Genomic DNA, 21,005 nt, shown 5'->3' with positions numbered 1-21,005 from the left:
ATGCAAAAGCCTTCCCGTCCGCCCCACACGCCCCTTCGCCTTGGCACGCGTGGCTCCCCGCTCGCGCTGGCGCAGGCCCATATGACGGTGGCGGCGCTGCGGGCGCGCCACGGCTGGGACGAGGGCGCGGTCGAGATCGTCGTGGTGCAGACCAGCGGCGACCGCATTCAGGACCGGGCGCTCGCGGAAATCGGCGGCAAGGCGCTTTGGACCAAGGAGCTGGACCGCGCGCTGGCCAGTGGCGAGATCGATTTCGCCGTGCACTCGATGAAGGATGTGGAGACGATCCGGCCCGCCGAAATCCGCATCGCCGCCATGCTGCCCCGCGCCGATGTGCGTGACCGCCTTGTGGGTGCGGACAGTTTCGCGGCGCTCCCCGAAAGGCCGCTGGTGGGCACCAGCTCGCCGCGCCGGGCGGCGCAGGTCAGGCGGCTTCGGCCCGACGCGGAGGTCATCCTGTTCCGCGGCAATGTCGCGACGCGGCTCGCCAAGCTGGAAAGGGGGGAGGCGCATGCGACCCTGCTGGCGGCGGCCGGGCTCGACCGGCTGGGCCAGGGCGATGTAGGCGTCACCATCCCAGTCGAGGTCATGCTGCCCGCGCCGTCCCAGGGCGCCGTGGGCATCGAGACGCTGAGCGACAATGAAGCGGTGCTCGATCTGCTGGCGTCGATCAGCGACGCCGACACCTTCGATTGCGTGATGGCGGAGCGCGCGGTGCTGGCCGGGCTCGGCGGCACCTGCCATTCGCCCATTGCGGCGCTGGCCCGGCTGGAGGATGGGCGGGTCCATCTGCGGGCCGAGATCATCAGCCCCGACGGGCAGGAGACGGTCAGCGATGCGCTGCGGATCGGGCGGGGCGATGCCGCCGCCGCGGAAAGGATGGGACGCGCTTTGCTGGACAGGGCCAGTCCGACGCTGCGGGCTTTGTTCGAGGCGTGAGGCCTCTCGTCATCCTGCGGCCTGAACCGGGGGCGGGCAAGACCGCGGCGCGGGCGGCGGAACTAGGGCTGAAAACGCGGGTCTTTCCGCTGTTCGCGCCCCGGGCGCTGCAATGGGAGGCCCCTGCCCCGGAAAGATTCGATGCCCTGTTGCTGACCAGTGCCAATGCGGCCCGACTGGCAGGGGAAGGGCTGGCCCGCTATCGGAAGTTGCCCGTCTATGCGGTCGGACAGGCGACGGCGAAGGCGCTGGAGGAAGCCGGATTCGCAGATGTCGTCGCCGGAGATGGCGACGGCACCGCCATTGCGCGGCGGATCGCGGCGGACGGGCATGGCGATGTGCTGCATCTGGCGGGGCGGACGGTGGCGCCGATCGACGCGGGCGCGCTGCGGATCGAGCGGGTCGTCGTCTATGAAATGCTGCGGACCGGCGATGAGGGATGGGTGGAGCGGCTGGAGGCCGGCAGCGTCCTTCTGGTCCATTCCCCGCGTGCCGGCGAATTGCTGGCGCGCCATGTGGGTCCGGGGCTGCGCAGATCACTCCACCTGATCGCCATCAGCCCTGCGGCGCTGGTCGCCTGCGGCACCGGATGGGCCAGCGCTCAGGCGCCCGATAAGCCCGATGATGAGAGGATGCTGGCCCTTGCCGTCCGATTATGCGAATGATTCGCCTCATATGGAAGAAAAGCCCTTGATGAGCGACACGGATGGCCCGTCCGGCGGCGTTGCGCCGCCGCCCCCGGCGCGACGCGGATCCTGGCTGCTGGTGCTGCTGGTCTTGCTCGCCTTTGCGGTCGGGGTCGTGCTGACCGTCCTCGCCCTGCCGCGCATCCAGCGGTGGAATGCACCGCAACGGCCGTCGGTGCTGAGCGATCCGTTGCTGAATGCCGCCGCGCCGGGCGTGCCGATGCGGCCGCTGTCCGCCGATGCCGGGCAGATGCTGGACGCGCGCGTCGTGCAGCTGGAGGAACGGCTCAACCGCATCACGGTGGAGGCGCAGGCGGCGTCGGGCAATGCGGCGCGCGCGGAGGGCCTGCTGGTCGCCTTCGCGGCGCGGCGGGCGCTCGATAGCGGGACGCCGCTCGGCTATATCGAAGGCCAGTTGCGCCTTCGTTTCGGACAGGCGCAGCCGCGCGCGGTGGCGACCATCATCAACGCCGCGCGGGAACCGGTGACGCTGGCCGACCTGCGCGCCGGGCTGACGGCCCTGGCCAACCGGGTCACCGTCCCGCCCGCCGACGCGAGCTGGTGGGAAGCGCTGGAACATGAGGCGCGGGAGATCATCACCATTCACCGGGCGTCCACCCCCTCCCCCCGGCCGCAGGCAGCGCTGGACCGGGCGCTGCGCTATCTGGACGGATCGCAGGTCGGCGCGGCTCTGGCCGAGGTGGAGCAGATGCCGGGGCGCGCGGCGGCCGACCGATGGATGCAATATGCGCGGCGCTATATGGAAGCGCGGCGGGCGCTGGACCTGATCGAAACGGCCGCGATATTGGAGCCGCGCCAGTTGCGGGCGGCCGACGGCGCGCCGGTGGCGCAGACCTCTCCATTGGCGCCCTGATCCTTCCATAAGCCGCTGTCACAAACGGCGAACCGTTCATGCCCGTGGATAAATCTCCATGGACTCGGGAGCCTGTGTCATGAGAATGTCATTTTTCCTGTTGGAAGAAGGAAGACATTTTCGTGCCGCCCTATGCCGACGCCATTGCCAGTTTCTGGAAGAGCCGCCTGGCCAGCGGACCTCGCGCGGCCGAGCGGCCGTCGCTCCAGCATCTGTTGGGCAATGCATCGGTGCCTTTCGATCTGGCGCGGACACGGGCGCAGGCCGCCCAACTGGCGCGGGCCATCCATGGCGACGGACGGCAGATCCTGCTGATCCCGGGCCTGCTCGCAAGCGAGCAGCGGATGGAGCCTTTACGCGCCGTGCTGAACGCGGCGGGCTATGAGGCGCATGGCTGGGGCATGGGCCGCAATTTCGGACCCAAGCCGGACAGTCTGGAACAGATCGACCGCCGGGTGGATGCCATAAGGCGTGAGACCGGAGCGCCCGTCACTCTGGTGGGCTGGAGCCTGGGCGGGCTGTTTGCGCGGGAATATGCCAAGTTCGCCATGCATAAGGTCGGCGGCGTCGTGACGATGGGTACGCCCTTTTCCGGCGATCCCCGCGCCAATCATGCGTGGCGGCTCTATCAGCTCGTTTCCGGATTTCCAGTCGACCGGCCGCCCTTCACCTGCCGGCGCGAGGAAAAACCGCCGGTGCCGACCGTGGCGCTCTGGTCGCGTCGGGATGGCGTGATATTGCCCCAATGCGCCAAGGGGCGCGTCGGCGAACGGGATCGGGCAATCGAGGTCGACTGCACCCATATGGGCTTCGCAGCCGCGCCGGAAGGGATTTTGGCCGTGGGCCGGGCGCTGGAGCTTATGCAGCGGTAGGGCTTTCGGAGCGCCGGGATAGTGGCCCGGGTGGAGAGCGGACAGGCCTGCTTTCTCCCACCGGTCTTGCTTGGGACTGTGGCGCAAAAACAGGCATAAAGGGCTTCGACAAGCTCGGCCCGAACGGTCTTCTGGTCCGCTCCTCGCCAAATCTCCCGATCAGACCGACAGACGCGCCAAGGCTTCTTCCCGCCCGATCAGTGGCAGGAGCTGGCCCATGTCCGGTCCATGGTCCAGTCCGGTCAGTGCCCGGCGTAGCGGCAGGAACAGCGCCTTGCCCTTGCGGCCGGTTTCCGTCTTCAGCGCTTCGGTCAGGGTTCGCCAGATGGCGGCATCGAAGCTCGCCTCCGCCAGCCGGGCATGCGCCAGGGCGAGGAAGTCGCGATCTTCGTCCACCGGGAATGGCGCGTCGATCGGGCCGGTGACGATCCGCCACCAGTCAGCCGCCCCCGCCACGGTTTCCAGATTGGGGCGGATGGCGTCCCAGGCCGCTTCGTCCATGCCCTGGGGCAAATGATCCACAACAGCCGCATAGGGCAGCAGGTGGACGATCTTCTGGTTGAGGCTCGCCAGTTCCCCTTCATCGAAGCGTGCTGGCGCACGGCCGAAATGGGCGAAGTCGAAGCTGTCGATCAGCGGTTGCAGGTCCGTAAAGGGTTCCACTGGCATGGAACTGCCCAGCCGCGCCAGCAGGGAGGCGATGGCCATCGGTTCAAGACCGCTCTCGCGAAAATGCGCGACGCCAAGCGACCCCAGCCGCTTGGAAAGCTTGCCCTCGCTCCCGGTCAGCAGCGCTTCATGGGCAAAGGCGGGCAGTGTCGCGCCCAGCGCCGCGAACATCTGGATCTGCGTCGCGGTGTTGGACACATGGTCTTCCCCGCGCAGAACATGGGTGACGCCCATGGCGATGTCGTCGATCACCGACGGCAGCATATAGAGCCAGCTTCCATCAGCGCGGCGGATCACCGGATCGGACAATAGTTTCGGGTCGAAGCGCTGGTCGCCGCGGATCAGGTCGGTCCAGCCGATGGGCAGGTCATGATCCAGTCTGAAGCGCCAGTGCGGCCGACGCCCTTCGGCTTCATAGGCCGCAATCTGGTCCGCGCTCAGGGCCAGCACCGCCCGGTCATAGACCGGCGGCAGGCCACGACCCAGCAGCACCTTGCGGCGCAGGTCCAGTTCCTGCGCGGTTTCATAGGCCGGATAGACATGACCCGACGCCTTGAGCGCTTCGAACTTTTCCTCATAGAGGGCGAAGCGGTCGGACTGCTTCTCCTCCCCGTCCCAATGCAGGCCGAGCCAGTTCAGGTCCGCCTTAATGCCGTCGACATATTCGGGGCGCGAGCGTTCGAGATCGGTGTCGTCGAGGCGCAGCAGGAACTGGCCGCCATATTTGCGCGCGAACAGCCAGTTGTGCAGCGCGGCGCGGATATTGCCGACATGGAGGTTGCCGGTGGGCGACGGAGCGAAGCGGGTGATGACTGTCATGCGGTTTACAGCGTGCGGAAGGCGTTGGTTATCGGGTAGCGGCGGTCGCGGCCGAAATTGCGGATGCCAAGCTTCACGCCCGGGGGCGACTGCCGGCGCTTATATTCCGCGACATAGAGCAGCCGTTCGATACGGGCGACCGTGTCGCGTTCGAATCCGCGGGCGACCAGTTGCTCGACCGACAGTTCCTCCTCCACCAAACCGTAGAGGATGGGGTCCAGCACCTCATAGGGGGGCAGGCTGTCCTCGTCCTTCTGGTTGTCGCGCAATTCGGCGCTGGGCGGCTTGGTGATGACGCGCTCGGGCATGACGGGGCCATGGGGGCCGAACCCCTCGCCCAGCGACGGGACATTCTCGTTGCGCCAGCGGCAAAGGTCGAACACCGTCGTCTTATAGGCGTCCTTCAGCACCGAATAGCCGCCCGCCATGTCGCCATAGATGGTGGCATAGCCGACCGACATCTCGCTCTTGTTGCCGGTGGTGAGCAGCATATGACCGAATTTGTTGGACAGGCCCATCAGCGTCACGCCCCGGATGCGGGACTGGATATTCTCCTCCGTCAGGTCGCGCTGGCGGCCGGCGAAGACGTCGGCCAGCATCGCATCGAAAGCCTCCACCGCGGGTTCGATGGGGATGCTGTCGTAGCGGACGCCCAGCAGGCGGGCGCATTCGATGGCATCGTCCAGGCTTTCCCGGCTGGTGAAGCGCGATGGCATCATCACGCACCACACCCGGTCGGCGCCCAGCGCGTCCACCGCGACGGCAGCGGAAAGGGCCGAGTCGATGCCGCCCGACAGGCCAAGCACGACTCCGGGAAAGCGGTTCCCATTCACATAGTCGCGCAGGCCCAGGACCATGGCGTTGTAGATGTCGGCGGGGCGATCATCGAGCGCGTGGCGCTCGCCGGGAAGGCAGACCCACTGGCCTTCCCATTTTTCCCAGTGCGTCAGGACCAGCGCCTCTTCCCAGTCGGGAAGCTGGTGCGCCAGGCTGAGGTCGCCGTTCATGACGAAGGAGGCGCCGTCGAACACCAGCTCGTCCTGCCCGCCAACGCGGTTCAGATAGACGAGCGGCAGGCCGGTTTCACGAACCCGGGTCCCGGCGACGGCGTTGATGCGGCGGTCGTCCTTGTCGACCTCGAACGGGGAGCCGTTGGGGCTGATCAGGATTTCCGCGCCTTCCGCCCGCAAATGGGCGGTGACGAAGGGAAACCAGATGTCCTCGCAGATCGGGACGCCGATGCGAACGCCCCGGAACTCGATGGGCGCGGGCAGCGGACCGGGGGCGAACAGGCGCTTTTCGTCGAAGGTGCCGTAATTGGGCAGTTCCCGCTTCTGCCGGATGGCGGTGACCGCGCCATTCTCCAGCAGGGCGACGACGTTGAACAGGACGCCTTGCGACGCCACGACCGTGCCCACCAGCATGGCGGGGCCGCCGTCGGCGGTCGCCTGCGCCAGCCGGTCCAGCTCATGATTGGCCCGGTCCACCAGCGCGGGCTTCAACACCAGATCCTCGGGCGGATAGCCGATCAGTTGCAGTTCGGGATAGACGATGAGGTCCGCTTCCATCGCCCGCGCACGCCATTCCAGCATCGCGTCGGCATTGGCGGACAAGTCGCCCACCGACTGCGTCATCTGGGCCAGGGCTATCACGAGTTTGTCGGTCATGGTCCGCGCCCCTAGAGCATTTTGCAGCAGCGCGCAAAAGCGCCTTTTCAGGAGGGGCCTCCGCCGCTAAAGGGGCCGCGTTCCGACAGCGTCACCAATTTGTCACGCCATTTAGTTCTAGGGGTTTGGCCATGAAGCTCATGACCGGCAATTCCAACAAGCCGCTCGCGGCCGCCATCGCCGACTATATCGAGATTCCCCTGACCGACGCGAGCGTCCGCCGCTTCGCCGACGAAGAGGTTTTCGTGGAAATTCACGAGAATGTCCGCGGCGAGGACGTGTTCGTGATCCAGTCGACCAGCTATCCGACGAACGACAATCTGATGGAGCTGCTGATCATGATCGACGCGCTGAAGCGCGCGTCGGCCAAGCGAATCACGGCGGTGGTCCCCTATTTCGGCTATGCCCGGCAGGATCGGAAGCCCGGCCCCCGCACGCCGATCTCGGCCAAGCTGGTCGCCAATCTCATCACCACCGCAGGCGCCAACCGCGTGCTGTCGGTGGACCTGCACGCCGGGCAGATCCAGGGCTTCTTCGACATTCCGACCGACAATCTGTTCGGCGCGCCGGTCATGTCGGCCGACATCCAGGCGCGCTTCGGCGACCGCAACCTGATGGTCGTGTCGCCGGACGTGGGCGGCGTGGTGCGCGCCCGCGCCCTTGCCAAGCGGCTGGACAACGCCCCCCTCGCCATCGTCGACAAGCGGCGTGAGCGCGCGGGCGAATCGGAGGTCATGAACATCATCGGCGACGTGAAGGGTCGCTTCTGCGTGCTGATCGACGACATCGTCGATTCGGCGGGCACGCTCTGCAACGCCGCAGCCGCGCTCAAGGTGGCGGGGGCTGAAGAGGTGGCCGCCTATGTCAGCCATGGCGTGCTGTCGGGCGGCGCGGTGGCGCGGGTCGAGGCGTCGGAACTCAAGGAACTGGTCATCACCGACTCGATCCAGGGTACGGATGCGGTCTGCGGCGCGAAGAGCATCCGCCATCTGCCGATCGCTCCCCTGTTGGGCGAGGCGATCAAGCGCATCGCGGACGAAAGCTCCGTTTCCAGCCTGTTCGACTGAGATCGCCGCGAGGAAGTCGAAAAAAAGGCTGCCGATGGTCCCATCGGCGGCCTTTTTCATGTCCGTTCGGCAAAGTCGCGCGGCGCGACTTTGCTCAGTTGCGCGGAAACAACAGCAGCGGCAGGCTGCAAACCAGCGCCATCGCCAGGAAGATGCGCTGGCTGAGTGAAATGCCGAGCGGCTTGTCGCGCCACAACCAGGGGCAGGTCAGCAGGGCCAGCATGAACAGGATGTTCGCCAATGCGGGCGAACCGTCGGCCGGGAGATCCTGCCACAGCGCCAGCCCTCCGAACAGGGCCATGAAACTTACAATCCAGCCGACCAGCGCCACCAGCAACTCCTTCGAGACATGTCGAAGGATAGGACGGCGCGAACCGGCGGAAGTTTAGGCGGAATGCGCCCAGGGGTCGTAAGTGCCGAAGCTCCAGACATTGCCTTCCGGATCGAGCGCTTCATAGCCGCGACCGGGATAGCCGTCATTGTCGTGCGGCTCGCTGACCACCACCGCGCCTTCATTCCGTGCGTGAAGGCAGTGGGCGTCGGCGTCGGGCACGACCACATAGATGCAGGTGGTGACGCCGCCCAGTTCCCTGGGCGTGCTCCAGCTATAGAGCGATTCCATCGCTCCGTCGCGGACGCTGCCCAGCATGACCATGCCCTCCCCCAGCACCAGCTGGGCATGATGGACGATGTGCGGGTCGTCCGCATCTTCGTAGCTGGCCTGCACTTCGAAACCAAAAGCCCGGCAGAGAAACCGGATGGCGGCGGGCGCATCGGCATAGCGCAGGCCGGGGATGACGGGAGAACCGGGCATCACATCCCTCCTTCAGGGAATCGGAGAGACCCAGCCTATCCTTTAACTCCGCCCGTCGCGACAGCCCTTTGCATTTTCCCGGCGGTCGACCGTTCCGCCGGGCGGGAAAATGCTCTAGGCCCATGGCATGACGACCCGCGACGATCTGGCCCTTGCCAACCGCCTTGCCGACGCCGCCCGCGCGGCGATCCGCCCCTTTTTCCGCGCGCGCTACGACATGGAATTCAAATCCGACAAGTCCCCCGTGACGGAGGCGGACAGGGCCGCGGAAGCAGCGATCCGCGCGATCCTGGAGAAGGAACGGCCGCAGGACGGCATCATCGGGGAGGAATATGGCGCGAGCCGCGAGGATGCGGAACGGGTATGGATCCTCGATCCCATCGACGGTACGCGCAGCTTCATCGCCGGGCGGCCGATCTTCGGCACGCTGATCGCGCTGACCCAGGCGGGTTGGCCGACCGTCGGGATCATCGACCAGCCCATTGCGGAGGAACGCTGGGCGGGAATGATGGGGCAGCCGACGACCTTCAACGGCAAGCCGGTGACCACCCGCGCCTGCCGCGCCCTGGACGAGGCGATCCTGGCATCCACCGCGCCGCAGCTTTTTCCGGGCTGCAGCGGCGAGCATTTCTCACGCCTTGCGGGGCAGTGCCGCGACACGGTCTGGGGCGGGGACTGCTATAATTATGGGCTGGTCGCGTCGGGTCATGTCGACATCGTGGTCGAGGCGGGTCTCAAGCTGCACGATCTGGCGGCGCTGGTGCCGGTGGTGGAGGGCGCGGGCGGGCGGATGTGCGACTGGACCGGCGAGCCGCTCACGCATGACAGCGACGGTCAGGTGATAGCGCTGGGCGACGCCGCGCGGCTGGATGACGTGCTGGAGGCGTTGGCCGAGGGGCATGAGGGTCATTAGGGCGCTAATTATTTCAGGAGGGTGTATCACTCGTCCAGCTCGGACGGCGATCTGTTAGCTGGGAAATGAGCCTGTCGCCGCTCAGCACCCCGCGATTGGTGCAGGGCGCCAGTGCATCAGAAGATGCCCAGGAATTTCTTCTTCTGGCTCTTATTTTCGCGGGCATTGCCCTTACCGGCTTCATCCTTGGCCGTGGTGCCGCGGCCGACATCGTCGCGGGGCTTGCCGCCCTTGGTGCGCTGGGCGGCGGCCGTCGCGCCGGCAAGGACCGGACCGCAGGCGGCGCTCTTCGCATCCCCGACATCGACGAAGGCAAGTACCGAGGCAAGCGGCGTGGCCGCTATGCCGAGCGCCGCCGCCGCGCCGCCGCGCGCGACCAGTTCGGGGCTGATCACGTCGATGCCCGGCCTGGCGAAATATCCGGTGATGCCGACGGGCGACTGACCCGAGAACAGGCTGAACTTCTTGCCGTCAGCGCGGAAGGCGAGGTCCAGGCTTTCGTTGCGGAAGGAGAAGCCGCCCCGGCCCAGCATCACATTCTTGCGCGTATCGATGATGATCGGATCGGCGGCGGCCACGCCGTTGCGCACGGTGAAGGCGATCAGGCCGCAATTGATCTCCACCGGGTCCTTCAGCTTCTTCTGGAACATCTTGGTGATGAAGGTGCCGATGTCGAGTTCCGCCAGTTGGACGTTGCGCGCCCACATGGAGCCCGCCGGCAGGATCACGGCGATGCGACCGTTGGACGTGCTGAGCGAATCGTGCAGCGTGTTGCCGAGGCCGGTCATCTGGACGCGCGCCTTGATCGTGCCGGTGGTGCCGGATTCCTCCACGCCCCAGCGGGAAAGCAGCTTGCCCATGGGCGTAGGAGACAGTCGGATGTCGTAGCTGGTGCGAACGGGTTCTGTCCGGGCATTGATGCTGATGTCGGAACTGACATGACCGCCCGACATGTCGAATGTCAGCGGCGACAGCCTGAGCAGGCTGCGGTCGAGCGAGAGCGTCAGGCCGATATTGGACACCGGCAGATTGTCGGCGCGGACCCGGCGGACGTCATAGCGGACGCGCGCATCGAAATTGCGCAGCGCCTCCACTCGCAGCGGCGCGTCGGGCAGGACGCGCGGCGTGCCGCCCACCGTCTGGATCGCGCCCGCCTTGCCCTGCCTCTCCAGCCGCTGGGGGTCATAGCCGATGAACGGGCCGACATCGACGATGTCGAGGCTTTGGGTGGCGAGGTCGGCCTTCAGCAGCAGGCGATCGTCGGGCAGGGACACGGTCATGCGCCCCGCCAGGTCGCTGTCGCCGAAACGGCCCTTGAGATGGGTGAACCGCCACTCCTCGCCAGCCTTGGTCAGCGCGGAGGTAAAGCGATAGGCGCGCGTTTCGGGAATGGCGACGCCCAGGAAATCGAACAGCCGCGCAAGATTGGGGCCATGGGTGAGCAGGCGCAGGTCCGCCCCCTCGATCTCGGTCGCGCCGGGAAGCGTGCCGCTGACCTCCAGCACGGTCGCGCCAGCCTCGGCCCGGAGGGCAAGCCTGTTCCGGCCGCCCGTCACCGTCTGGTTGGGCGAGAGCAGGCCGCCGCGCAGCCTGAAGGGGCGGCCCCGCATCGTGCCGGTGCCGGAAAAGCGCACGTCGCTGGCAAAGCGGGTGTCCTGCGCCTTCACCGTCTCGAATCCGATGTCGGCGTCAAGCTGCATGCGGGGGTCGCGATAGCGCAGCGTCGTACCGGCCAGGAGGGCGCGGCGGATCAACGGCAGGTTGAGCGGTTCGCCCTTCCTGCCGGGATCGCCGAAGGTCCATGTGTTGCTCCTGCCGTCGCGCGACCATTCCAGATCGGCGGCGGCATTGCGCAGTTCGAGCCAGCGGACCTTGTACTTGTCCCCGAAGAGAAGGCTGAGGGGCGCGATCCGGCTATCGATCAGATCGGCCCGGAAAAAGGCGGGCCGGCTGGCCCAGGGCGTATTGGCGACGGCCATATGCTCGGCGCGGAACTTGATCGTGATGGGGTCGAAATAGAGCTGGAAGTCGCCGCCGACGCGCACGGGGCGTTCAAGGCGGTTGCCGAGCATCCGTTCGAAGGGATGCTTGAGGAAGCGGCCCTTGGTGATGAAGAGCATGAGCCAGAGCGCGAAGAGAATGCCGACGATCCAGAGCAGGATGCGCACCGGCAGGGGGAGCCTTCGCCAGCCCTCTCTGGCGCGCTGGACATAATGGCCCGTGCCGCGGGGGCGCGGCATTTCGCTTGTCGGCCTATCCGGCCGATCGGGGCTTGCCGGCATGTCCGGCCGGAGGGGATCGGCGTCGGCCATGGCGGTTCAACGCCGATCCGCCTTTTTGGGTCCGAATCGCTTGCGTTCGGGGATGCTTCCGACTATGGGCCGCCCTTCGCGATATTTGGAAGGACCGCCCGGCTAACTAGGGCTGCCGTGGCTGTCCGTAATCGTCGCGCTTTGAAAAGGAGACGAAAATGCCCAAGCTCAAGACCAAGAGCGGTGTGAAGAAGCGCTTCAAGTTCACCGCTTCCGGCAAGGTCAAGCACGGCGTCGCTGGCAAGCGTCACCGCCTGATCAGCCACAATGCGAAATATATCCGCCAGAATCGCGGCACCTCGGTCATGTCCGACGCCGACGTGGCCCATGTGCGCCTCTGGGCGCCCTATGGCCTGAAGTAAGGGAGGGCTGACCAATGGCACGTGTCAAGCGTGGTACGACCACCAAGGCGAAGCATAAGAGGATATTGGATCAGGCGAAGGGCTATTATGGCCGTCGCAAGAACACGATCCGCATCGCCCGTCAGGCCGTCGAAAAGGCCGGCCAGTACGCCTATCGCGACCGCAAGGTCAAGAAGCGGACCTTCCGCGGCCTGTGGATCCAGCGCATCAACGCCGGTGTCCGCGCCGAGGGCCTGACCTATTCGCAGTTCATGCACGGCCTGAAGCTGGCCGGCGTGGATCTGGACCGCAAGGTCCTGGCCGACATTGCGATGCACGAAGGCGAGGCGTTTAGCGCCATCATCGCCCAGGCGAAGGCTGCGCTGCCCGCGGCCTGAGCTTAGAACGGTCGCAAGATCGTCCAAAGGGGCGCCGGGGCAGATGCCTTCGGCGCCCTTTTTGATTGGCGTGAACCCCCATCTCCGCTCACCCTGGGCGAAGTCGAAGGTTCTGCTGAGCCGCAGGCGAACGGTTTCGCCAGGCTCAAGCGCTGGCTTCGGCTTCGCTCAGCCCGAACGGTATTGAAGGAATATCCCTCATGTCGCTGCATGTCTGGTGGCTCTATGTCACGGCGGTCTTCCTGATCTCGGCCACGCCGGGACCGAACATGCTGCATGTGATGACGCAGAGCATTCATCATGGCCCGCGTCGGGCGCTTGCCACCATGGCCGGGCTGATGAGCGCGATCCTGCTGTGCCTGATCGCCTCCGCGCTGGGGCTGGGGGCGTTGCTGAAAGCCTCTCCGCGCCTGTTCGACGGGTTGCGCTATGCAGGTGTCGCCTATCTGATCTGGCTGGGCGTCAAGGCCTGGCGCGCGCCGGTGGGTGAAGCAGGCGAGGTGGGCGCCACGCGGGCGCGGTCGCTGCGGGCGCTCTATGGCACCGGGTTGCTCACCGGCCTCAGCAATCCCAAGCTCATCATCTTCGCGGCCGCGCTGTTTCCGCAGTTCATCGATACCGATCGGCCCTTTGCGGTGCAGCTGGGCATATTGGTGGCGAGCTTCGTCGCCATCGAGTTCGGCTGGCAGTGCGTCTATGCGCTGGGGGGCATGAAGCTCGCCCGCTGGTTGGCGCCCGCGAACCGGCAGCGGTTGTTCAACCGGGGAACGGGGCTGATGTTCATCGGCTTCGGCGGGGCGTTGCTGGGGGCGCGGGCGTAAGTCCCCGCTTTTCCACCTCGTCATTCCCGCGAAAGCGGGAACCCATCTCCCGAGGAATGCATGAAACGCGAAATCAGCCCAACGGTCTACATATTGGCGAGCCGCCGAAATGGGACGCTGTACACCGGCGTTACCTCCGACCTTGTAAAGCGTCTATACGAACATCGAAACGGCTTGATTGAAGGCTTCACGAGCGACTACGGCGTCAAGCGCCTTGTCTGGTTCGAAATGCATGACGCGATCGATGGCGCGATATTGCGGGAAAAGCGGATCAAGAAATGGAACAGGCAATGGAAGATCGAGCTGATCGAGGCTGGAAATCCCGAATGGGATGATCTGGCCCTGGCTTTCGGCTTTGAACCCCTCCGCGAGAGGGCAGGAGATGGGTTCCCGCTTTCGCGGGAATGACGGGAAAGTGGAACGACGTTCGATGACTGAGATTGCCAATCTGAAAGCCGGCCTGATCGCGGATATTGCCGCCGCCGACACGCTCGACGCGCTGGAGGCGCTGCGGGTCGGCGCCTTGGGCAAGAATGGCGTGGTGACGGGGTTGCTCAAGACGCTGGGCCCGATGAGCCCGGAGGAGCGGCTGGAGAAAGGCCCCCCGATCCAGGATTTGCGGGAGAGCGTGACGGCGGCGCTGGCGGAAAGGAAGGCGGCGCTGGAGCAGGCGGCGCTCGATGCGAAGCTTGCGGCCGAGAAGATCGACATGACCCTGCCCGCCGACACCGGTCCACAGGGGTCCGTGCATCCGGTCAGCCAGGTGATGGACGAACTGGCGGAGATTTTCGCCGATCTGGGCTTCTCCGTGGCGACGGGGCCGGAGATCGAGGACGACTGGCATAATTTCACCGCGCTCAACATTCCGGAGACGCATCCGGCGCGGGCGATGCACGACACTTTCTACTTCCCCGACACCACCGATGGGAATGGGGACGGGAAGAAGATGCTGCTGCGCACCCACACCTCCCCCGTGCAGATCCGGACCATGATGAACGGCGAACCGCCGATCCGCATCATCGCGCCGGGCCGCGTCTATCGGTCGGACAGCGACGCGACGCATACGCCGATGTTCCATCAGATCGAGGGGCTGGTGATCGACAAGGGCATCACGCTCGGTCATCTCAAATGGACGCTGGAGACTTTCCTGAAGGCCTTTTTCGAGCGCGACGACATCGTCCTGCGCCTGCGGCCCAGCTATTTCCCCTTCACCGAACCTTCGGTGGAGGTCGACGTCGGCTATACGCTGGTGAACGGCCAGCGGGTGATCGGGGGCGACGGCGACGCGCCGGGTGGCGGCTGGCTGGAGGTGCTGGGCAGCGGCATGGTGAACCGGCGGGTGATCGAGGCCTGCGGGCTCGATCCGGATGAATGGCAGGGCTTTGCCTTCGGGACGGGCGTCGACCGGCTCGCCATGCTGAAATATGGGATGAACGACTTGCGCGCTTTCTTCGACGGCGATCTGCGCTGGCTGAAACATTATGGCTTTTCGGCGCTGGATGTGCCCACTTTGAGCGGGGGAGTGGGCGCATGAAGTTCACGCTGAGCTGGCTCAAGACGCATCTTAATAGCGATGCCGACCTGCCGACGATCCTCAAGGGGCTGACGAACATCGGTCTTGAGGTCGAGGGCGCGGAGAATCCGGCGGAGAAGCTGGGCGCCTTCCGCATTGCGAAGGTGCTGACGGCGGAGCGTCATCCGCAGGCGGACAAGCTGCAGGTGCTGACCGTGGATGCGGGCGACGGCCCGTTGCAGGTGGTCTGCGGCGCTCCCAATGCGCGGGCCGGGCTGGTCGGCGTGTTCGGGACCGAGGGCGCGGTGGTGCCGGTCAACGGCATGGTGCTGAAAAAGACCGCCATTCGCGGCGTCGAATCCAACGGCATGATGTGCTCGTTCCGGGAGCTGGAACTGGGCGAGGATCATGACGGGATCATCGAACTCAGCGCCGATGCGCCGGTGGGACGGGTCTATGCGGAATGGGCGGGGCTGGACGATCCGGTCATCGACGTGTCGATCACGCCCAACCGGCAGGACTGCATGGGCGTGCGCGGCATCGCGCGCGACCTGGCGGCGGCGGGGCTGGGCACGCTGAACGCGCTGATCGTGCCAACGATCGAGGCCGCCGGGCCCGGACCGGACGTGCGGATCGAGGATGCGGAGGGCTGCCCCGCCTTCTTCGCCCGGACAGTGCGCGGCGTGAAGAACGGCAGCTCGCCCGAATGGATGGCGAAGCAGTTGAAGGCCATCGGGCAGAAGCCGATCAGCACGCTGGTCGACATCACCAATTACATCATGATCGATCTGGGCCGGCCGCTGCACGTCTATGACATGGCGACGCTCAAGGGCGGGCTGGTGGCGCGGCGCGGCAGACCGGGCGAGCAGGTGCTGGCGCTGAACGGCAAGACCTACACGGTCGATGAGAGCATGACCGTGATCGCCGACGACGAAGCGGTGCACGACATTGGCGGCATCATGGGCGGCGAGCATTCGGGCGCCACGGAAGCCACGACCGACGTGCTGATCGAATGCGCCTATTTCACGCCGGAACGGATCGCGGTGACGGGGCAGAAGCTGGGGCTGACCAGCGACGCGCGCGGACGGTTCGAGCGTGGGGTGGACCCGGCCTTCCTGGACGACGGCCTGTCGATAGCGACCTATCTGGTGACGCATCTGTGCGGCGGCAGCGCCAGCGAGGCGACGCGCGCCGGCAGTCCGCCGCTGGCCGTGAAGACCGTGACCTACGATCCGGCGCAATGCCTGGCGCTTGCCGGCGTCGACGTCGCGGATTCGGAGCAGAAACGCATTCTTGAAAGCCTGGGATTCGAGGTGGAAGGCAATGACGCCACCTTCGAATATCAGGACGGCGTGCCGGTCACGACCCCTGCCACATGGACCGTGACGGTGCCGAGCTGGCGGCGTGATGTCGACGGCTGGCCCGACATCGTCGAGGAGGTGGTGCGCATCGTCGGGCTGGATCAGGTGCCCTCCACCCCCCTGCCCCGCGCCCCCGGCGTCGCCAAGCCGACCGCCACGCCGGAACAGGCCATCGAACGGCGCGTGCGCCGGACGGCGGCGGCGCGTGGGCTGGCCGAAGCGGTCAACTGGTCCTTCATTTCGGAGAGGGAGGCCGCCGCGGTCGGCGGCGGGGCATGGACCCTCGCCAACCCGATTTCGGAGGATCTGAAGGTCATGCGTCCTTCCCTGCTGCCCGGTCTGCTTTCGGCCACGCGGCGGAATGTGGACCGCGGCGCGGCTTCGGTGCGGTTGTTCGAGCTGGGCCGCCGCTATCTGGCGGACAAGGAGCGGCCGACCGTCGGCTTCGTGCTGGCGGGCGAGAAGGTGGCGCGGGGCTGGCAGACCGGGAAGGCGCAGCCCTTCTCCGCCTTCGACGCCAAGGGCGAGGCGATCGCGCTGCTCACCGCCGCGGGCGCGCCCGTCGCCAATCTCCAGAGCTTCGGCGAGGCCTCGGGCGCCTATCATCCGGGCCAGTCGGGCACGTTGCGGCTGGGGCCGAAAACGGTTCTGGCGGAGTTCGGCGTGCTGCATCCCAGCCTCGCCAGGCAGTTCGGGCTGACCGGCGCGGTGGTCGCGGGCGAGATCTTCCTCGACGCGATCCCCGCCCGACGGGCCAGCGGCTTCATGCGCCCGCCCTATGCGCCGCCAGCCTTGCAGGCGGTGAAACGCGATTTCGCGTTCCTCGTCGATCAGACTGTCGAAGCCGACGCACTGGTCCGTGCGGTCAGGAACGCGGATAAGAAAGCGATCGTTGACGCGCGGCTGTTCGACGTCTTCGTCGGCCCCGGCGTGGATGAGGGCAAGAAGAGCCTTGCCGTCGAGATCACGCTGCAACCCGGCGACAAGAGCTTTTCCCAGGAAGAGCTGGACGCGATCAGCGCGGCCGTGGTGAAGGCGGCGGAAAAGCTGGGCGGCACTCTGCGGGGATGAGGCTGTTCGCCGGGATCGAGGGGAAAGCGCGGCTTGCCGGTCTCTTCCTTCTCGGCGGCATGGCGGCGCGCGGCGTGGGTGAGGCCATGATCCGCGCCGCTCTGGTCGTGCCCGGTTCCGGGCGGGAAACGGCGCGGAACATAAAGGACTTTCCCTGGGCCTATCGCGCGGCGGAGGCGACCGATCTGGCGATGGCTTGCGCCATGCTGGGGGCGACCGTCCTGCTTTATGCGCTGTTCGCGCCGGGCGGGAGGCATGTTGCGCGGATGGCGGCTTCGCTTTCCGTCATCGGCATTGCGACGCTGGGGGCAGGCAGCCTGCTCTCCATCGCGCCGCTCATCCTGCTGGACGGGGCGCCGCATCCGGGCATCGGCATGGCGCAGACCTATTCGCTCGTGGAACTGACGCTGCTGCTGCGGGATCAGGTTCAACACGTCGCACGCATCTTCCTGGGGCTGTATCTGCTGCTGATCGGTCTGCTGGCTTTCCGCTCGCGGCGGTTTCCCCGCGCATTGGGCGCGGCGCTGATGTTCGGCGGCTCGGTACAGGCGGTGGCGCGCCTGATGGCGCTGATCGCGCCGGACCTGGCCGACGCGACGGTGATTCAGGCGGACATCGTGGCGGTGCTGGCGGAGGCGGTCTTCGCGCTATGGCTTATTTTTTCGGCTCGTCGGCCTTTTCCTGCGCCGTCGGCGGCGGACTCATGATCTTGCAACCCTTGGCGTCGGCCAGGCCGCGCAAATAGCCGCGCCGGGCTATGCCGGCGGTGACGGCGGCTTCCAGACGACGCTCGGCAGGGGCCGCGCCGCTGATCTCCCGCACGAGGCCGCGAAAGGGAATGATCGAATTGACGATCGTCTTGCCGACGGCTTCGGCTATCTTGCCGGTGCGGTTCTCATTCGCCTTCTGCCCCACGGTGAAGTCGGGGCCAAGCACCGCGTTGAGTTCTTCGAGCGAGGTCTTGAGCGCCTTGCAGCTCCGCAAGGGCGGGCGCTTATAGGGGTCTTCGACCGCCTGCTGGAGCACATCGGGAATCTTGTCCTTGTCGATGCCGACATCCCGCGCGGGCTGGGTCGCGATGGTGCCCGCCTTCTTCAACGTGTCGTCCTTCTTCTCCTGTTCCTGCGCCAGAGCGCCCGTCGAACAGAGCAGCAGCGCAGCCACGCCGATCCATTTCATCCGATTTCTCCCTGCTGCTTCTTCAACCCCTTGAGACTGGGCGTGGTTCCGCGCAGGCCTGGCCGCTCCGGACTCTTTCTTTTCCGCGATTTCCTGACCGGCGGTCGGTTCCGGTCGCCGGGAAATCGCTCTATGCCGGACGGCAAGGAGATTGCAGCATATGGCGGACGAATTCATCACCATCGGTTCAGGCGATCTGAGCGCCGTCGTCAACCCGCTGGGGGCGGAGCTCTGGTCGCTGAAGGACCGGCAGGGGCGCGAGTTGATGACCGATGCGGACCCGCGCTGGTGGACGGGACACGCGCCGTTGCTCTTCCCCTTCGTCGGGCGCTCTCGCGGGGATGCCTATCGCTTCGAGGGGCGGGATTACGCGATGCCGCAGCATGGCTTTGCGCGGCGCAGGGCTTTCGCGCTGGTGGAGCGGAGCGGCGAGGCCGTGACCTTCCGGCTGGAGGCGGATGCGGAGACGCGGGCGGTCTATCCCTTCGACTTCCGGCTGGACATGCGCTTCGCGGTCGAGGGAGCGGCGCTGCGGATGAAGGCGACGGTGGCCAATATCGGCGAGGGCAACCTGCCCTTCTCCTTCGGCTATCATCCTGCCTTTGCATGGCCGCTGCCCTATGGCGGGGCGGCGGAGGATCACCGGGTGCTGTTCGAGAAGGCGGAACCCGCGCCGATCCGCAAGGTGGGGGACGAGCCGGGCCTGATCGCGCGGGAAAGCATTGCTTCACCCGTGGATGGCCAGGTGCTGGTGCCCACCCATGCGATGTTTGAGGGCGACGCGCTGGTCTGGGACCGGCTGGAGAGCCGCAGCCTGTTCTGGGGCGTGCCGGGCGGCAAGGGGCTGAGGATCGATTTTCCCGATACGCCCTGGCTGGGGCTGTGGCAAAAGCCGGGGGCGCATTATCTTTGCGTGGAACCCTGGGCGGGGATGGCCGATCCGGTGGGTTTTACCGGAGATGTTTGGGAGAAGCAGGGGATCATGCGGCTGGCGCCGGGGAAGGAACGGGCCTTCCGGATGGACGTGACGGTGGTGGGCGGCTGAATTCGAGTTGCCTTCCAAAAACGGCCTTACTGGCGCGGCGGCAAAGAATCGCTATATGGGCCGCCCATGAGCATTCCTTCCCGCCGTACCTTCGCCATCATCTCGCACCCTGACGCGGGCAAGACCACGCTGACCGAGAAGCTGCTGCTGGAAGGCGGCGCGATCCATCTGGCGGGGGAGGTCAAGGCGCGCGGGGCGAACCGGCGCGCGCGGTCCGACTGGATGAAGATCGAGCAGCAGCGCGGCATTTCCGTGACCAGCTCCGTCATGACCTTCGAACGCGACGGGGTGACGTTCAACCTGCTCGACACGCCGGGGCACGAGGATTTTTCCGAGGACACCTATCGCACGCTGACGGCGGTGGACTCGGCCGTGATGGTGATCGACGCCGCCAAGGGCATCGAGCCGCAGACGCGCAAGCTGTTCGAGGTGTGCCGCCTGCGCAACGTCCCCATCATCACCTTCGTCAACAAGGTGGATCGTGAAGGGCGCGACGCCTTCGCCCTGCTGGATGAAGTGGCGGACGCGCTGGCGCTGGACGTGTGTCCGATGAGCTGGCCGGTCGGCATGGGCGGCGAGTTCGAGGGGATTTACGACTTCGCCCGGAACCGCCTGCGCCAGCCTTCGGGCGCGAGCAAGGAATTTGAGGGGAAGGAAGCCTCCTTCTCCGGCATCGACGATGATGCTCTGGCCGGGCATCTGTCCGGACAGGGGCTGGCGCGGCTGCGGGAGGAGGCGGAACTGGCTGTGGGCGGCTATGCCGATTTCGACCTTGCCGCCTATCGCCATGGCGACCTGACGCCGGTCTATTTCGGGTCGGCGCTCAAGCTGTTCGGCGTGACCGAACTGATCGACGCGCTGGCCGCCCATGCGCCGCCGCCGCGTGCCCAGCCCGCCGAGCCCGCGCCCGTCGAGCCGGAGAATAGCGAAGTCACCGGCTTCATCTTCAAGGTCCAGGCCAATATGGACCCGCAGCATCGCGACCGGATCGCCTTCATGCGGCTCTGTTCGGGCAAGTTCCGGCGGGGCATGAAGCTGACGCCAAGCGGCAGCGGCAAGCCGATCGCCGTGCATTCCCCGATCCTCTTCTTCGCGCAGGACCGCGAGATTGCGGACGAGGCCTTTCCGGGCGACATCATCGGCATTCCCAACCATGGAACGCTGCGCGTCGGCGATACGCTGAGCGAGAAGGCCGGGGTCCGCTTCACCGGCCTGCCGAACTTCGCGCCTGAAATCCTGCGGCGCGTGGCGCTGAAGGACCCGACCAAGACGAAGCAGCTCCGCAAGGCGCTGGATGACCTGTCCGAAGAGGGCGTGATCCAGGTCTTCTATCCGGAAATCGGATCGAACTGGATCGTCGGCGTGGTCGGGCAGTTGCAGCTCGACGTGCTGATCTCCCGGCTGGAGGCGGAATATAAGGTCGCGGCCGGGCTGGAGGCTTCGCCCTTCGACACGGCGCGATGGATTTCGGGGGACGACGCCGCGATCAGGGACCTGGTGTCGTTCAACGGCGCCAATATGGCCAAGGATCGCGACGGCAACCTCGTCTTCATGGCGAAGAGCGCCTGGGACATCGGCTATCAGCAGGAGCGGCACCCCAAGGTCAAGTTCAGCGCGACCAAGGAGCGTTGAACGGGGTACGGC

The 21,005-nt window shown here is 66.3% G+C and carries 21 protein-coding genes; 15 read left to right on the top strand and 6 right to left on the bottom strand.

From position 1 onward, the window contains the following. The 4 genes from hemC (at nucleotide 1) to TZ53_RS10220 (ending at nucleotide 3,371) form a co-directional block, all read left to right on the top strand. Nucleotides 1-939, top strand: a complete 939-nt coding sequence (gene hemC, locus TZ53_RS10235; protein ID WP_044661190.1) for a hydroxymethylbilane synthase — start codon at nucleotides 1-3, stop codon at nucleotides 937-939. Beyond that, nucleotides 936-1,604: a uroporphyrinogen-III synthase gene (locus TZ53_RS10230; RefSeq protein ID WP_044661189.1), complete on the top strand. Its 669-nt coding sequence runs from the start codon at nucleotides 936-938 to the stop codon at nucleotides 1,602-1,604. Before hemC ends, TZ53_RS10230 begins: the two co-directional genes overlap by 4 nt. A 10-nt stretch (nucleotides 1,605-1,614) precedes the next feature. After that, nucleotides 1,615-2,499 (top strand): hypothetical protein, encoded by an 885-nt coding sequence (locus TZ53_RS10225; protein ID WP_044661188.1) that lies wholly within the window; start codon nucleotides 1,615-1,617, stop codon nucleotides 2,497-2,499. A gap of 122 nt (nucleotides 2,500-2,621) precedes the next feature. After that, a complete protein-coding gene (locus TZ53_RS10220; RefSeq protein WP_044661187.1) occupies nucleotides 2,622-3,371 on the top strand; it encodes an esterase/lipase family protein in 750 nt (249 codons plus the stop codon). Between the two features lie 159 nt (nucleotides 3,372-3,530). Here the strand turns inward: TZ53_RS10220 and gltX are convergent, their stop codons facing one another. Together gltX and TZ53_RS10210 are read right to left on the bottom strand one after the other, a co-directional pair. Beyond that, complete coding sequence (gltX, locus tag TZ53_RS10215; protein WP_044661186.1) at nucleotides 3,531-4,859, bottom strand: glutamate--tRNA ligase; 1,329 nt, start codon at nucleotides 4,857-4,859, stop codon at nucleotides 3,531-3,533. 5 nt (nucleotides 4,860-4,864) lie between these two features. Next, complete coding sequence (locus tag TZ53_RS10210) at nucleotides 4,865-6,526, bottom strand: NAD+ synthase (RefSeq protein WP_044661185.1); 1,662 nt, start codon at nucleotides 6,524-6,526, stop codon at nucleotides 4,865-4,867. Nucleotides 6,527-6,657: 131 nt separating this feature from the next. Between TZ53_RS10210 and TZ53_RS10205 the strand changes: the two genes are divergently transcribed. Then, nucleotides 6,658-7,593: a ribose-phosphate pyrophosphokinase gene (locus TZ53_RS10205; RefSeq protein WP_044661184.1), complete on the top strand. Its 936-nt coding sequence runs from the start codon at nucleotides 6,658-6,660 to the stop codon at nucleotides 7,591-7,593. A 94-nt stretch (nucleotides 7,594-7,687) separates the two neighbouring features. Here the strand turns inward: TZ53_RS10205 and TZ53_RS10200 are convergent, their stop codons facing one another. Further along, entirely contained in the window at nucleotides 7,688-7,924 is a 237-nt protein-coding gene (locus TZ53_RS10200) for a hypothetical protein (protein WP_025548238.1), read from the bottom strand. Nucleotides 7,925-7,978: 54 nt separating this feature from the next. Further along, nucleotides 7,979-8,407, bottom strand: coding sequence for a VOC family protein (locus tag TZ53_RS10195; RefSeq protein WP_044661183.1), 429 nt, complete (start codon nucleotides 8,405-8,407; stop codon nucleotides 7,979-7,981). A gap of 127 nt (nucleotides 8,408-8,534) precedes the next feature. On the opposite strand from TZ53_RS10195, the gene hisN reads away from it, so the two are divergent. Continuing rightward, nucleotides 8,535-9,320 carry a histidinol-phosphatase gene (gene hisN, locus TZ53_RS10190; protein WP_025548235.1) on the top strand — a complete coding sequence of 262 codons (786 nt, stop codon included), beginning with the start codon at nucleotides 8,535-8,537 and terminating at the stop codon, nucleotides 9,318-9,320. A 116-nt stretch (nucleotides 9,321-9,436) separates the two neighbouring features. Here the strand turns inward: hisN and TZ53_RS10185 are convergent, their stop codons facing one another. Next, the gene (locus tag TZ53_RS10185) at nucleotides 9,437-11,632 is read right to left on the bottom strand and encodes an AsmA family protein (RefSeq protein WP_044661182.1); all 2,196 of its coding nucleotides are present in this window, start codon (nucleotides 11,630-11,632) and stop codon (nucleotides 9,437-9,439) included. 158 nt (nucleotides 11,633-11,790) lie between these two features. Here TZ53_RS10185 and rpmI point away from each other — a divergent pair, with 158 nt between their 5' ends. The 7 genes from rpmI (at nucleotide 11,791) to TZ53_RS10150 (ending at nucleotide 17,844) form a co-directional block, all read left to right on the top strand. Further along, the gene (gene rpmI / locus TZ53_RS10180; RefSeq protein WP_007689506.1) at nucleotides 11,791-11,994 is read left to right on the top strand and encodes a 50S ribosomal protein L35; all 204 of its coding nucleotides are present in this window, start codon (nucleotides 11,791-11,793) and stop codon (nucleotides 11,992-11,994) included. Nucleotides 11,995-12,008: 14 nt separating this feature from the next. Continuing rightward, nucleotides 12,009-12,371: a 50S ribosomal protein L20 gene (rplT, locus tag TZ53_RS10175; protein ID WP_022682430.1), complete on the top strand. Its 363-nt coding sequence runs from the start codon at nucleotides 12,009-12,011 to the stop codon at nucleotides 12,369-12,371. Between the two features lie 200 nt (nucleotides 12,372-12,571). Beyond that, nucleotides 12,572-13,192 (top strand): LysE family translocator, encoded by a 621-nt coding sequence (locus TZ53_RS10170; RefSeq protein WP_025548232.1) that lies wholly within the window; start codon nucleotides 12,572-12,574, stop codon nucleotides 13,190-13,192. Between the two features lie 60 nt (nucleotides 13,193-13,252). Further along, nucleotides 13,253-13,600 carry a GIY-YIG nuclease family protein gene (locus tag TZ53_RS10165; RefSeq protein WP_007689499.1) on the top strand — a complete coding sequence of 116 codons (348 nt, stop codon included), beginning with the start codon at nucleotides 13,253-13,255 and terminating at the stop codon, nucleotides 13,598-13,600. Nucleotides 13,601-13,622: 22 nt separating this feature from the next. Then, on the top strand, nucleotides 13,623-14,726 hold the full coding sequence (gene pheS / locus TZ53_RS10160) for a phenylalanine--tRNA ligase subunit alpha (protein ID WP_025548230.1): 1,104 nt from the start codon (nucleotides 13,623-13,625) through the stop codon (nucleotides 14,724-14,726). Then, on the top strand, nucleotides 14,723-17,137 hold the full coding sequence (gene pheT, locus TZ53_RS10155; protein ID WP_044661181.1) for a phenylalanine--tRNA ligase subunit beta: 2,415 nt from the start codon (nucleotides 14,723-14,725) through the stop codon (nucleotides 17,135-17,137). Before pheS ends, pheT begins: the two co-directional genes overlap by 4 nt. After that, nucleotides 17,134-17,844, top strand: a complete 711-nt coding sequence (locus tag TZ53_RS10150) for a DUF4386 domain-containing protein (RefSeq protein WP_044661180.1) — start codon at nucleotides 17,134-17,136, stop codon at nucleotides 17,842-17,844. The genes pheT and TZ53_RS10150 overlap by 4 nt, the downstream gene beginning before the upstream one ends. Here the strand turns inward: TZ53_RS10150 and TZ53_RS10145 are convergent. Then, nucleotides 17,792-18,316, bottom strand: a complete 525-nt coding sequence (locus TZ53_RS10145) for a hypothetical protein (RefSeq protein WP_044661179.1) — start codon at nucleotides 18,314-18,316, stop codon at nucleotides 17,792-17,794. The genes TZ53_RS10150 and TZ53_RS10145 overlap by 53 nt on opposite strands. 160 nt (nucleotides 18,317-18,476) lie before the next feature. On the opposite strand from TZ53_RS10145, the gene TZ53_RS10140 reads away from it, so the two are divergent. Both TZ53_RS10140 and TZ53_RS10135 read left to right on the top strand, forming a co-directional pair. Continuing rightward, entirely contained in the window at nucleotides 18,477-19,361 is an 885-nt protein-coding gene (locus tag TZ53_RS10140; RefSeq protein WP_044661178.1) for an aldose 1-epimerase family protein, read from the top strand. A gap of 66 nt (nucleotides 19,362-19,427) precedes the next feature. After that, the gene (locus tag TZ53_RS10135) at nucleotides 19,428-20,993 is read left to right on the top strand and encodes a peptide chain release factor 3 (RefSeq protein ID WP_044661177.1); all 1,566 of its coding nucleotides are present in this window, start codon (nucleotides 19,428-19,430) and stop codon (nucleotides 20,991-20,993) included. The last annotated feature ends 12 nt before the right edge of the window (nucleotides 20,994-21,005 follow it).

It is taken from the genome of Sphingobium sp. YBL2, assembly GCF_000943805.1.
GTDB lineage: Bacteria > Pseudomonadota > Alphaproteobacteria > Sphingomonadales > Sphingomonadaceae > Sphingobium > Sphingobium fuliginis.
The sequence above is the reverse complement of the archived record's forward strand: the minus strand, read 5'-3'. Positions and strand labels throughout refer to the sequence as shown.